Raw genomic sequence first — 12,376 nt, forward strand, 5'->3', positions numbered from 1 at the left:
CCCCACCCGCGTTCACGGACGCACGTGCTCGAACGACGACGATCGAGAGGTCCACCGTGTCACCACGCCCCACCCCCGCGCGCCGCGCCCCTGCGCACCCCCTCCGGGCACTCGCCGCGACCGCCGCCGCGGGCGCCCTGCTCCTGACCGCCTCGCCCGGCTGGGCCGCACCCGCCGACGGCCCGGTCGAGGCCGGCATCGTCGTCGACCGCGTCGACGGGCTCGCCGCCGACTTCGTCAACGGCGTCGACGTGTCGTCGCTGCTGTCGCTCGAGGAGAGCGGCGTGACGTTCCGCGACACCGACGGGCAGCAGGCCGACCTGTTCGAGGTCCTCGCCGACGCGGACGTGAACTGGGTCCGCGTCCGCGTGTGGAACGACCCGTACGACAGCGCCGGCCGCGGCTACGGCGGCGGCACCACCGACGTGGCGCGGGCCGTCGAGATCGGCGAGCGCGCCACCGCGGCGGGCATGCGCGTGCTCGTCGACTTCCACTACTCCGACTTCTGGGCCGACCCGGCCAAGCAGCAGGTGCCCAAGGCGTGGGCCGCCCTCACACCCGGCGAGCGTGCCGCGGCGGTCGGCGAGTACACCGCGGACAGCCTCCGGGCGTTCGAGGACGCGGGCGTCGACGTCGGCATGGTGCAGGTCGGCAACGAGACGAACAACGGCGTCGCGGGCGTGCAGGGCTGGGACGCCATGGCGCCCGTGTTCGCCGCCGGCAGCGCCGCGGTGCGCGAGGTGCTGCCCGACGCCCTCGTCGCGCTGCACTTCACGAACCCGGAGACGGCGGGCCGGTACGCCGGCTACGCCCGCGAGCTCGACGCGCGCGGCGTCGACTACGACGTCTTCGCGAGCTCGTACTACCCGTTCTGGCACGGCACGGCGCAGAACCTGACGTCCGTGCTGTCCGAGGTCGCGACGACGTACGACAAGCAGGTCATGGTCGCCGAGACGTCGTGGGCGTACACGCTCGAGGACGGCGACGGGCACGGCAACACGATCGACCTGGCGTCGGAGGCGACCGCCTACCCCGTGAGCGTGCAGGGCCAGGCGACCGCCGTGCGCGACGTCATGGCGGCCGTCGCGGCGGTCGGTGACGCGGGCCTCGGCGTCTTCTACTGGGAGCCCGCGTGGCTGCCGGTCGGCCCGCCGAGCGAGCTCGAGGCGAACAGGGCGCTGTGGGAGGCGCACGGCTCCGGCTGGGCGACGAGCTTCGCGGGCCAGTACGACCCGCACGACGCCGGCCAGTGGTACGGCGGCTCGTCGTGGGACAACCAGGCGCTGTTCGCGCACGACGGCACGCCGCTCGAGTCGCTGCAGGTGTTCCGGTACGCGCGCACGGGTGCGGTGGCACCGCGCGAGGTCGTCTCCGTCGAGGACGTGCAGGTCGCGGTCGAGGACGGCGACGACGTCGTGCTGCCCGCCACGGTCGCCGTGACGTACAACGACGGGTCGGTCGAGCAGCAGCCGGTCACGTGGAGCGACGCCGCGGACTGGATCCGCGGGCCCGGGACGTACACGCTGCGCGGCACGACCGCGGGCGGCCTCCCCGTCACGGCGACCGTCGTGGTCGCCGCGGCGAACCTCGTGCGCAACCCGGGCTTCGAGGACGACGACCTGTCCATGTGGACGATCGACTGGGGCAACGCGGCGGTGCGCGAGGCGTCCGACGCGCCCGAGGGCGCCCGGGCCGTGAACCTCTGGTCCGGCTCGCCGTACACGCCGCGCATCGAGCAGACCGTCACGGGCGTGCCGGCCGGCACCTACCGGCTCAGCGCCTCCGCGCACGGCGCCCTCGAGGGCGGCACCGGAGGTCTGGAGCTGACGGCTACGACGGCCGCGGGTCGCCAGAGCGCGCCGCTGCCGCTCGAGGGCTGGCAGCAGGTCCGCACGGCGGTCCTCCCCGACGTCGTGGTCGGCGCCGACGGCGTCGTCACGGTCGCGGTCGGTGGCTCGCTGCCCGCGAACGCGTGGGCGTGGGTCGACGCGTTCGTCCTGACGCCCGCCGTGGCCGTGGCCGACGTCGACACCACCGCGCTGGAGGCCGCGCTCGCCCGGGCGGCCGCGGTCGACCGGGCCGCGTGGACGCCGGCGCAGCTGGACGCGCTGGACGACGCGGTCGAGGTGGCCGAGGTCGTGCGCGCGGGCAGCCGCGCCACGCAGGAGGACGTCGACGCCGCGACCGCACGCCTCGTCGCCGCGCTCGACGCGCTCGTGGTCCCGACGCCGGACCCGACGCCGACGCCCGACCCGACGCCGACGCCGGACCCGACGCCGACGGCCGGGCCCACCGCGCCGGCGCCCGCCCCCCGGCTGACGCTCGACCGCACGGACGTGCGGCCCGGCGACACCCTGACCGCACGGGCCACGGGCCTGCCGGCGGGCACGGTCGAGATCGGCGTCGCGAGCACCTACCAGGCGCTGGCCCAGGTCGCCGTCGCGGACGGTGCCGTCACCACCAGGGTGACGCTGCCGACCACGCTGACCGCGGGCGTGCACCACGTCCAGGTCCGGGACCTCGCCGGCGCGGTGCTCGCGCAGGCGGAGATCCGGGTGACCGTGCCGGCCGGCGGACGCCTGAGCGACACGGGTGCGGCCGCGGGCCCGCTCGTCGGCATCGCCGCGGGCCTGCTGGCGGCCGGCGCCGCCGGCGTGCTCCTCGCGCGCCGTCGCGCGGCGCACGTGCAGGGCTGAGCACCTCCCGGGCCGGCCGCCGCGGCCGGCCCGGGGTCGCCCCGGGCCGCGCGTCAGCCCGCGGCGGTGGACCGGTGGGTCTCCGTCGCGACGACGCGCGGCCCGCGGCGCGTCATGGCGGCGTGCGCCACGAGCACCTCGCCGGGCTGCAGGTACGGGTTCTCGGTGGGCAGCCTGTTCGCCACGGGGCGGCGCGCGTGCGTGGCCAGCACGTCCAGCACCGTCGGCAGCACGGGCCGGTGCGTGCACAGCACGGTGTCGACGCGCTCGTCGAGGCACCGGCCCACCACCGCCGCGACGCGGGCGGGCGACTCGTCGTGCTCGGCCTCCGTGAGCTCCGGGGAGATCTCCGGGGCGAGCCGAGCGGCGTGCGCGAAGGGGGCCATGGTGGCCGCGCACCGCTCCCAGTCGCTCGTCACGACGTGCCCCACGCCGAATGCGGCGAGCACGGGCACCATCGCGTCGGCCTGCCGCCCGCCGAGCCCGGTCAGCGGCCGGTCGCCCTCGGCGCCGTCCCACTGGCTGCGCTTGCGCGCCTGCCCGTGCCGCGCGACGACCAGGGCCCGCGTGTCGAGCCGGTCCTTGGCGAACGTCTCGACGAGCGCGTCGAGCGGCCGCCGGTCCTCCTGCCGGGTCAGGCGCTTGGCCGCGGTGCGCACGTCGTACCACTCCCAGCGGTCGATCTCGTCCGCCTCCGCGCGCGGCACCGGCGGGCGCGCCTCGAGCGGTGCCCGGTCCCCGCGGCCGGCGGGCTGCGCGGCCCAGTAGCGGACGACCTTGCGCCGCCCGTCCGCGAGCGTGTACTCCAGCCCGGGCAGCGGGACGCCGAGCACGACCGCCAGCCCGGTCTCCTCCTCGACCTCGCGCACGGCGGCGGCGGGCGCCGCCTCGCCCGGGTCGAGCTTGCCCTTCGGCCAGGACCAGTCGCGGTACCGCGGCCGGTGGACCAGCGCGACCTGCACGCGGCCGGCCCGCACGCGCCACACGAGAGCGCCGGCGGCCTCGACCGCGGGCCGGACGGGCGGGCTCACCGTGCGGAGCCCGGCCGGCGCCTCTGCCGCTGGATGAGGGCCTGCTGGAGGTCGACCAGCGGGCCGCCCGGCCCGCGGTGGTGCCGCTCCCAGACGCCGTCAGCGCGCAGGTGCCACGTGGACGTGCGGTCGTCGGTCGACTCGTCGAGGAGCTCGACGAGCTCGGCGACCTGCGCGGGGTCGGCGACCCGCACGAGCGCCTCGACGCGCCGGTCGAGGTTGCGGTGCATGAGGTCGGCCGACCCGATGAACACCTCCGGTCCCTCGAAGCCGTCCTCGGGGTCGGGCGTCGCGTGCGCGAACGCGAAGACCCGCGAGTGCTCGAGGAACCGGCCGAGGATGGAGCGCACGCGGATCGTCTCCGACAGACCGGGCACGCCGGGGCGGAGCGCGCAGATGCCCCGCACGTTGATGTCCACGGGGACGCCCGCCTGCGAGGCGCGGTACAGCGCGTCGATCGTGGCCTCGTCGACCATCGAGTTGACCTTGATCTTGATCCACGCGGGCTCGCCGCGCCGGGCGGCCTCCGCCTCGCGCTCGATGCGCTGGACGAGCCCCGTGCGCACCGAGCGCGGTGCGACGAGCAGGCGGTGGAACCGCGACTTGGGTGCGTAGCCGGAGAGCTGGTTGAACAGGCGCGTGAGGTCCTGCCCCACCTCCGGGTCCGCCGTGAGCAGGCCGAGGTCGGTGTACAGCCGCGCGGTCTTCGGGTGGTAGTTGCCCGTGCCGACGTGGCTGTAGCGCCGCAGCCCGTCCGCCTCCTGCCGCACGACGAGCGAGAGCTTGCAGTGCGTCTTGAGGCCGACGATGCCGTACACGACGTGCACGCCGGCCTGCTCGAGCTTGCGCGCCCACGAGATGTTGTTCTGCTCGTCGAAGCGCGCCTTGATCTCCACGAGCGCCAGCACCTGCTTGCCTGCCTGCGCGGCGTCGATCAGGGCGTCGACGATCGGGGAGTCGCCGGACGTGCGGTACAGCGTCTGCTTGATCGCGAGCACGTGCGGGTCGGCGGCGGCCTGCTCGAGGAACGTCTGCACCGACGTCGAGAACGAGTCGTACGGGTGGTGCAGCAGGATGTCGCGCGCCCGGATCGCGGCGAAGACGTCCGTCGCGCTGGCCGACTCGACCTCGGCGAGGTGCCGGTGCGTCGCCGGGACGAAGCGCGGGTACTGCAGCTCCGGCCGGTCGAGGTCCGCGATGAGGGTGAGGCCCGTGTGGTCGAGCGGGGCGGGGAGCTCGTACACGTCGTCCTCGGACATGCCGAGCTCGCGGACGAGGAACTTGCGGACCCGGTTGCTGATGCCCTCGGCCAGCTCCAGGCGCACCGGGGGCCCGAACCGGCGGCGCAGCAGCTCCTTCTCCATCGCCTTGAGGAGGTTCTCGGCGTCGTCCTCCTCGACCTCCACGTCCTCGTTGCGCGTGATGCGGAACGTGTGGAACTCGCGCACCTCCATGCCGGGGAACAGCTGGTCGAGGTGCTGGGCGATCACGTCCTCGACGGGCACGAACGACATCGGCCCGCTCTCGGCGCCCGCGCGCGCGGGCACGCTCGGGCGGCCCGACGCGTCCACCGCGATGTAGCGGGGGAGCAGCGGCGGCACCTTCACGCGCGCGAAGTGCTCCTTGCCGCTCGCGGGGTTGACGACGCTGACGGCGAGGTTGAGCGAGAGCCCCGAGATGTACGGGAACGGGTGCGCGGGGTCGACGGCCAGCGGCGTCAGCACGGGGAAGATCTGCCGGCGGAAGAACTTGTGCAGCCGGTCCTGCTCGGCCTCGCCCAGGTCGTCCCAGCGCACGATCGTGATGCCCTCGGCGGCGAGCGCCGGCTGCACGTCCCGCTGGAAGACCGCCGCGTGGCGCTCCATCAGCTCGTGCGCGCGCTCGCTGATCGCCTCGAGCACCTGCCGGGGGGACAGCCCCGACGCGGCCGTGACGGCGATGCCGGTCGCGATGCGGCGCTTGAGCCCGGCCACGCGGACCATGAAGAACTCGTCGAGGTTGGACGCGAAGATCGCGAGGAACCGCACGCGCTCCAGCAGCGGCTGCTCCGGGTCCTCCGCGAGCTCGAGGACACGCTGGTTGAACGCGAGCCACGAGAGCTCGCGGTCGAGGAACCGGTCGTCGGGGAGCGGCGTGGGCGCGGGCAGCTCCCGCGGGTCCTCGGTGTCGACGTGCTCGGCGATGCTCGCGGCGAGCTGCGGGTCGATCGCAGGGGCGTCGGTCATGTGCCCATGGTGGCACCGCCGGGTGAACCCGTCGTGTCGTCGTGGCGGAGCGTCACGTGCGGGGAACGTCACCTCCGCGGGGCGTCGGCACGAGGGCGGGGCGTCAGCGCGCGGGAGGCGCGCCGTCCGGCGCGGGGCCGTACATGACGTCGACGGCGGCGCGCCGGAAGCCCGCCCGCTCGTACGTGTGCACGGCCACCGTGTTCTCGGCGCCCGTGTAGAGGATCGCCGTGCGCAGCCCGCGCTCGCGCAGGTGCGCGAGCCCGAGCGCGGTCAGCGCGCGTCCCAGGCCGAGGCCCTGTGCGTCCGGGTCGACGCCGACGACGTAGATCTCGCCGACCTCCTCGTCGGCCCCCGCGTCGGGCGCCGCACCGCGCGGGTGGACCTTGGTCCACACCGAGCCGAGCAGCTGGCCGTCGCGCTCGGCGAGCAGGAAGCCGGCCGGGTCGAACCACGGCTCGTCCTCCCGCGCGCGCAGGTCGGCCGACGTCATGCGGCCCTGCTCCGGGTGGTGCGCGAACGCGCGCGCGTTGACGCGCCGCCACGCCTCCTCGTCCTGGCCGGGCACGAACGGGCGCACCGTGACGCCCGCGGGCAGCGCGGCCGGCGCGGGCGGGTGCGCCTCGAGGTCGACGGCCATCCGCAGCAGCTCGCGCACGACGACCAGGCCGGCGGCGTCCGCCGTCGCGCGCGCGGCCGGGACGTCCCCGTGCGCCCACACCGAGAGGCGGCGGCCGGGCACGGTGGCGGTCTCCGCCTGCGCGGCCACGAGCAGCGCCGACGCCACGCCGCGCCGCCGGTGGTCGGGGTGGACGACGACCTCGCCGCTCACCCGCGTCGACGTGCCCACGTCGAGCTGCGCGTAGCCGACGAGCGTCCCGTCGGCGGCGTGCGCGAGCAGGTGCACGACCGGCGCCTCGGGCTCGGTGAGCCACAGCAGCGGCTGCTCGGACAGGGGCGCCACGCCGTCGGCACGGGTCGCGTCGTGGTGCAGGCGCCCGACCGCGTCCGCCGTGGCGGGGTCCAGGGGCCCCGCGACGGCCGTCACGAGCGTCGCGTCGGTGTCGGACGTCATGCGCCCATCCCATCACGCGACGGTCCGGTGCGGGGCGGGTGGGCCAGGAGGGCCCTCCCGCTCGTCGGCGGCGTGTGGAGGCCTCGTGCACGTGGGCCCTCCGACGCTGACGCACCCGTCCCGGACGCGGGGTCCGCCGGTACCGTGGACGCCGCCATGGACTCTCCCGCCAGCGCCACCCCCGCCCTGCGCGGGCGGCGCGCGCGCCGGGCGACGCGCGGTCCCCGCACGGTCGAGGTCGACGTCGTCGTGATCGGTGCGGGCCAGGCCGGCCTCTCCGCCGCCTACCACCTGCAGCGGACCGGGCTCGTGGCCGTCGGGTCGCGGGGCTGGGAGCAGGCGGCGGGCACGTTCGTCGTCCTGGACGACAACGCGCGGGCCGGCGGTGCGTGGCAGCACCGCTGGCGCAGCCTGACGATGGCCGACGCGCACGGGATCCACGACCTGCCCGGCATGCCGCTCGTGGTCGTCGACCCGGCCGAGCCCGCCGCCGACGCCGTGCCCTACTACTTCGCGCAGTACGAGGACGCCTACGGGCTGAACGTGCAGCGGCCCGTGCGCGTCGAGCGCCTCGAGCGCGCCCGCGACGGCGGGCCCGAGCCCCGCTTCCTCGTCACCACCCGCCACGCCGAGCACCCCGGCGAGGTCGTCGTGTGGGCCGCCCGGGGCGTGGTGAGCGCGTCCGGCACGTGGCAGCGGCCGTTCTGGCCCTCGTACCCCGGCCGGGCGACGTTCCGCGGCCGCCAGCTGCACACGCACGACTACCGGGACGCGAAGGACCTCGCCGACGGTCACGTCGTCGTCGTCGGCGGCGGCACGTCGGCCGTCCAGCTGCTGCTGCAGCTCGCGGAGGTCACGACGACGACCTGGGTGACGCGCCGCCCGCCGCGGTGGTCCGACGCCGAGTTCACGCCCGAGCTCGGCCGCGAGGCGGTGTCCCGCGTCGACGAGCGGACGCGCGCGGGGCTGCCGCCGCGCTCGGTCGTCAGCGTCACCGGCCTGCCGCTGACGCCCGCGTACCGGGCCGGCATCGCGTCCGGCGTGCTGCGCGCGCGCTGCGTGTTCGACCGCATCGAGCCCGACGGCGTGGCCTGGGACGCGTCCGCGCCCGCCGTGGTCGAGGACGACCCCGGCCCCGACCTGCCGCCGGACCTGCCGGGCGCCGTGCCCGAGCTCGGCGGCTGGGTCGAGGGGCCGCCGTTCGTCGCGGCGCGCACGATCCTGTGGGCGACGGGCTTCCGCGCGACGCTCGACCACCTCGCCCCGCTCGGGCTGCGCGCACCCGGCGGCGGCATCCGGATGGACGGCACCGAGGTCGTCGGCGAGCCGCGCCTGCAGCTGGTCGGCTACGGCCCGAGCGCGTCGACCGTCGGCGCGAACCGCGCGGGGCGCGAGGCCGTCCGCCGGCTGCGCCGCACGCTGAGCTGGTAGCCGCCGGGACGGTGCGCGACCGCGCCACGCGACGCGGACGACGGCCCCCGCCCGGTGCGGGCGGAGGCCGTCGTCGTCACGCGGGTGCCGGGGTCTGCCCGGCGGGGTGCGGTGTCAGGAGCAGGACACCGCGACGGCACCGGTCGGGGCGGGGCCCGAGCCGATGAAGCCGTAGCTCGTCGTCTGCCCGGCACCGAGGGTGCCGTTCCACGCGGCGTTGGTCACCGTGACGGAGCTGCCGGAGCCGCTGAACGCGCCGCTCCAGCCCTGCGAGACGGACGCGCCCGACGGGAGCGTGAACTGCGTGCGCCACGACGACGTGCCCGCCGAGCCGGCCCGCACGTCGACCGAGCCCTGGAAGCCGCCCGGCCACGAGCCGGTGATCCGCAGGGTCGCGGTGCAGGCGCCGGACGGGTTCTGCGTCGGCGTCGCGGTCGGCGTCGGCGTGGCCGTGGGAGTCGCGGTGGGCGTCGGCGTCCGTGTCGGCGTCGGCGTCGGCGTGGGGGTTCGTGTGGGCGTCGGCGTCGGCGTCGGCGTCGCGCCGCCGAAGAACGTCGCCGTGCGCGCGGTGGCCCTGATGCCGTTCGCGCCGTCGAAGATCCGCGTGCCCCACGACGTCTTCCGCGCCGGGTCGAAGCCCGTGACCATGTCGAGGTACTCGACGCCGCCGCCGTTGCCCGACCACGACCAGCCGTAGTACCCGATGCCGCGGCGCTGCGCCTCGGCCATGATCGTGTCCTCGTCGGGGTTGCCGTCGGAGTGGTCGAACCCGAACTCGCCGATGACCAGCGGGAGGCCGTGCGCGGCGAACGCGTCGAGGTACGACGTGATCGTCGACGCCTGCGCGTAGACGCCGTACATGTGCACCGAGAAGAGCACGTTCCCGTCGGGGTCCGCCGCCGCGACCGTGGGCGCCTGGTCGCGCATGATGCCGCCCCAGTCCTGGCCCCACATCGGGGCGTCCACGACGATGTTGTGCCGCAGACCGGCGGCGCGGATGGTCCGGATCGCGGCGGACGTGTCCGCCGCCCAGCCGGCCGACACCGACGCGGTGTTGCCGTAGGGCTCGTTGCCGATGTTGATCTGGATGAAGTCCTCGGTGCCCTGCAGGACCGACCTCAGGCCGGTCCAGTAGGTGGCGGCCTGGGCCAGCGTCGCGGCGCCGGACTGCTCGCCGTACCCCGTGGTGTCGTGGACCTCGAGCATGCAGACCAGCTGGTTCGCGCGGCACAGGGAGATGACGTTCGCGACGTCGGTCGCGTCGTTCCTCGTCCAGCGCGTGCCGTCGGAGAGCACGACGCGCAGGGCGTTGGCGCCGGCGGCGCGGATGGCGGGGATCGCCGTGGGCGTCTGCGACGCGTACCAGGTGTGCGCGTGGCTGACGCCGCGCGCGACGAACGGGGTGCCGTTCTCCTCGACGAGCCGGGCCCCCTCGATGTGGAGGCCGACCGGCTCCGCCGCCGAGGCGGAGGTCGCCGCGGCGGTGAGCCCGCCGAGTGCGAGCAGCGCGGCCGCGGAGGCCGCGACCGCGCGCGTGGACAGGTGCTTCATGGGACGTCCTCGTTCCGCAGAAGTAGGTGCTGACGAGCACCCGCCCGCCTGTCCGCCGGCCGGGAGCGCGCGGGGTGCGCCGGTCACACAACCAGCAGCGCCGGGGCCGCTCCACGGCCTAAACGCTTCGCCGTCCCGGTGCCCACGCGGCCGCGGCCCGGCCCCCGTGGGGTACCGGGCCGCGGCCGTCGGCGGGCTCGCGCGCTCAGTCGCTGGACGCGGCCGGCGTCGCCAGACCTGCGGCGATGAGGTCCATGACCGACGCGTCCGCGAGCGTGGTCGCGTCGCCGACCGTGCGGTGCTCGGCCACGTCGCGCAGCAGGCGGCGCATGATCTTGCCGGACCGGGTCTTGGGCAGCTCCGCGACGACGAGGATCTGCCGCGGCTTGGCGATGGGGCCGATCGCGCGGGCGACGTGGTCGCGCAGCGTCCTCTGCACGGTGGCGGCGTCGGAGCCGGCCGCCTCCGTGGCGTCGCCGCGCAGGATGACGAACGCGACGACCGCCTGGCCGGTCGTCTCGTCGGTCGCGCCCACGACCGCGGCCTCCGCGACCCACGGGTGGGAGACGAGGGCCGACTCGATCTCGGTCGTCGACAGCCGGTGGCCGGAGACGTTCATGACGTCGTCGACGCGGCCCAGCAGCCAGATGTCCCCGTCGTCGTCCTTCTTCGCCCCGTCACCCGCGAAGTACACGTCCTTGAAGCGGGACCAGTAGGTGTCCTTGTACCGCTCGGGGTCGCCCCAGATCCCGCGCAGCATCGCGGGCCAGGGCTCGGTCAGCACCAGGTAGCCGCCGTGGCCGTCGGGCACCGGCTTGGCGTCGTCGTCCACCACGTCGGCCGCGATGCCGGGCAGCGGCACCTGCGCCGAGCCGGGCTTGGTCGTCGTCACCCCGGGCAGGGGGCTGATCATGATCGCGCCCGTCTCCGTCTGCCACCACGTGTCGACGATCGGCGTCCGGTCCCCGCCGATCACCCGGCGGTACCACATCCACGCCTCCGGGTTGATGGGCTCACCCACCGACCCGAGCACCCGCAGCGACGACAGGTCGAACTGCGCGGGGATGTCCTCGCCCCACTTCATGCACGTGCGGATCGCCGTCGGGGCCGTGTACAGGATCGACACCCCGTACTTCTGCACGATCTCCCACCAGCGCCCGCGGTGCGGCGTGTCCGGCGTGCCCTCGTAGATCACCTGCGTCGCACCGTTGACCAGCGGCCCGTAGACGACGTACGTGTGCCCGGTGACCCAGCCGATGTCGGCCGTGCACCAGTAGACGTCGGTCTCCGGCTTGAGGTCGAAGACGTTGAGGTGCGTGTACGCCGCCTGCGCCAGGTAGCCACCCGTCGTGTGGAAGATGCCCTTCGGCTTCCCGGTCGTGCCCGACGTGTAGAGGATGAACAGCGGGTGCTCCGCCTCGACCTCCACCGGCGTGTGCTGCGCCGACGCGACGTCCACGGCCTCGTGCCACCAGACGTCCCGGCCCTGCGTCCACTCGACCGGCTGGCCCGTGCGGCGCACGACGAGCACGTGATCGACGGTGGGCGCGCCCTTGGCGAGGGCCTCGTCGACCGCCGGCTTGAGGGCGGTCGGGGCACCGCGGCGGAAGCCGCCGTCGGCCGTCACGACCAGCTTCGCCTCGGCGTCGAGGATCCGGGAGCTCAGCGCCTCGGCCGAGAACCCGCCGAAGACCACCGAGTGCGGCGCGCCGATGCGGGCGCACGCGAGCATCGTGATGACCGCCTCGGGGATCAGCGGCATGTAGATCGCGACGCGGTCGCCCGTGCGCACGCCGAGCGCGGCGATCGCGTTCGCGGCCTTCGACACCTCGCGCAGCAGGTCGGCGTACGTGAGCGTGCGGGTGTCGCCGCCCTCGCCCTCGAAGTGCAGCGCGACGCGGTCGCCGTGGCCCGCCTCGACGTGCCGGTCGACCGCGTTGTACGTCGCGTTCAGGCGTCCGTCGGCGAACCAGCGCGCGAACGGCGCGTCCGACCAGTCGAGGGTCTGCGTGAACGGCGTCGACCACGTGAGCAGGCTCCGTGCCTGGTCGCCCCAGAAGCCGGGCCGGTCCGCGTTCGCCCAGGCGTGGAGGTCGGCGGTCGCGTTCGCCTGTGCGGCGAACTCGGGCGTCGGCGGGAAGCGGCGGTCCTCCGTCAGGAGGTTCTCCAGGCCCGTCGACGCCGCCGCGGGCGCGCTCCCGGGTGCGGCAGGTGCGACGGGCGCGGCCTCGGTCGGGGTGGGGGCGGCGGACGGTTCGGTCACGGTGTCTCCCTGCGCAACGGCGTCGGTGCGGCTCATCGGTGCTGACCCGAGGGTCCTCGGCACGGACCTTAGCCCTGCGCACCGGCGACGCGCACGCCTCCGAC

7 protein-coding genes are annotated in these 12,376 nt (G+C 75.4%); 2 read left to right on the forward strand and 5 right to left on the reverse strand.

Annotated features, from left to right (window positions below; translation table 11 throughout):
* Positions 1 to 56: 56 nt before the first annotated feature.
* Entirely contained in the window at positions 57 to 2,696 is a 2,640-nt protein-coding gene (locus tag E5225_RS03660; RefSeq protein WP_166435984.1) for a glycosyl hydrolase 53 family protein, read from the forward strand.
* Between the two features lie 53 nt (positions 2,697 to 2,749).
* Here the strand turns inward: E5225_RS03660 and E5225_RS03665 are convergent, their stop codons facing one another.
* The 3 genes from E5225_RS03665 to mshD all read right to left on the reverse strand — a co-directional run bounded on the left by E5225_RS03665 (position 2,750) and on the right by mshD (position 7,027).
* The gene (locus tag E5225_RS03665; protein WP_135975153.1) at positions 2,750 to 3,727 is read right to left on the reverse strand and encodes an NUDIX hydrolase; all 978 of its coding nucleotides are present in this window, start codon (positions 3,725 to 3,727) and stop codon (positions 2,750 to 2,752) included.
* Positions 3,724 to 5,952: an RNA degradosome polyphosphate kinase gene (locus tag E5225_RS03670; RefSeq protein ID WP_135975151.1), complete on the reverse strand. Its 2,229-nt coding sequence runs from the start codon at positions 5,950 to 5,952 to the stop codon at positions 3,724 to 3,726. Before E5225_RS03670 ends, E5225_RS03665 begins: the two co-directional genes overlap by 4 nt.
* Before the next feature lie 103 nt (positions 5,953 to 6,055).
* Entirely contained in the window at positions 6,056 to 7,027 is a 972-nt protein-coding gene (gene mshD / locus E5225_RS03675) for a mycothiol synthase (RefSeq protein WP_135975149.1), read from the reverse strand.
* A gap of 156 nt (positions 7,028 to 7,183) precedes the next feature.
* On the opposite strand from mshD, the gene E5225_RS03680 reads away from it, so the two are divergent.
* Complete coding sequence (locus tag E5225_RS03680) at positions 7,184 to 8,458, forward strand: NAD(P)-binding domain-containing protein (protein WP_135975147.1); 1,275 nt, start codon at positions 7,184 to 7,186, stop codon at positions 8,456 to 8,458.
* A 114-nt stretch (positions 8,459 to 8,572) separates the two neighbouring features.
* On the opposite strand, the gene E5225_RS03685 is transcribed toward E5225_RS03680, so the two are convergent.
* Together E5225_RS03685 and acs are read right to left on the reverse strand one after the other, a co-directional pair.
* The gene (locus tag E5225_RS03685; protein WP_135975146.1) at positions 8,573 to 10,009 is read right to left on the reverse strand and encodes a cellulase family glycosylhydrolase; all 1,437 of its coding nucleotides are present in this window, start codon (positions 10,007 to 10,009) and stop codon (positions 8,573 to 8,575) included.
* A gap of 205 nt (positions 10,010 to 10,214) precedes the next feature.
* A complete protein-coding gene (gene acs, locus E5225_RS03690; RefSeq protein ID WP_424945149.1) occupies positions 10,215 to 12,308 on the reverse strand; it encodes an acetate--CoA ligase in 2,094 nt (697 codons plus the stop codon).
* Between the last annotated feature and the right edge of the window lie 68 nt (positions 12,309 to 12,376).

The sequence above is a fragment of the Cellulomonas shaoxiangyii genome (assembly GCF_004798685.1).
Lineage (GTDB): Bacteria > Actinomycetota > Actinomycetes > Actinomycetales > Cellulomonadaceae > Cellulomonas > Cellulomonas shaoxiangyii.

What these genes read in the sequence shown, in the direction of transcription:
- E5225_RS03680 (WP_135975147.1), top strand. Translation starts at nt 7,184, where the DNA reads ATGGACTCTCCCGCCAGCGCCACCCCCGCCCTGCGCGGGCGGCGCGCG.
- E5225_RS03685 (WP_135975146.1), bottom strand. Translation starts at nt 10,009, where the DNA reads ATGAAGCACCTGTCCACGCGCGCGGTCGCGGCCTCCGCGGCCGCGCTG.
- acs (WP_424945149.1), bottom strand. Translation starts at nt 12,308, where the DNA reads ATGAGCCGCACCGACGCCGTTGCGCAGGGAGACACCGTGACCGAACCG.
- mshD (WP_135975149.1), bottom strand. Translation starts at nt 7,027, where the DNA reads ATGACGTCCGACACCGACGCGACGCTCGTGACGGCCGTCGCGGGGCCC.
- E5225_RS03670 (WP_135975151.1), bottom strand. Translation starts at nt 5,952, where the DNA reads ATGACCGACGCCCCTGCGATCGACCCGCAGCTCGCCGCGAGCATCGCC.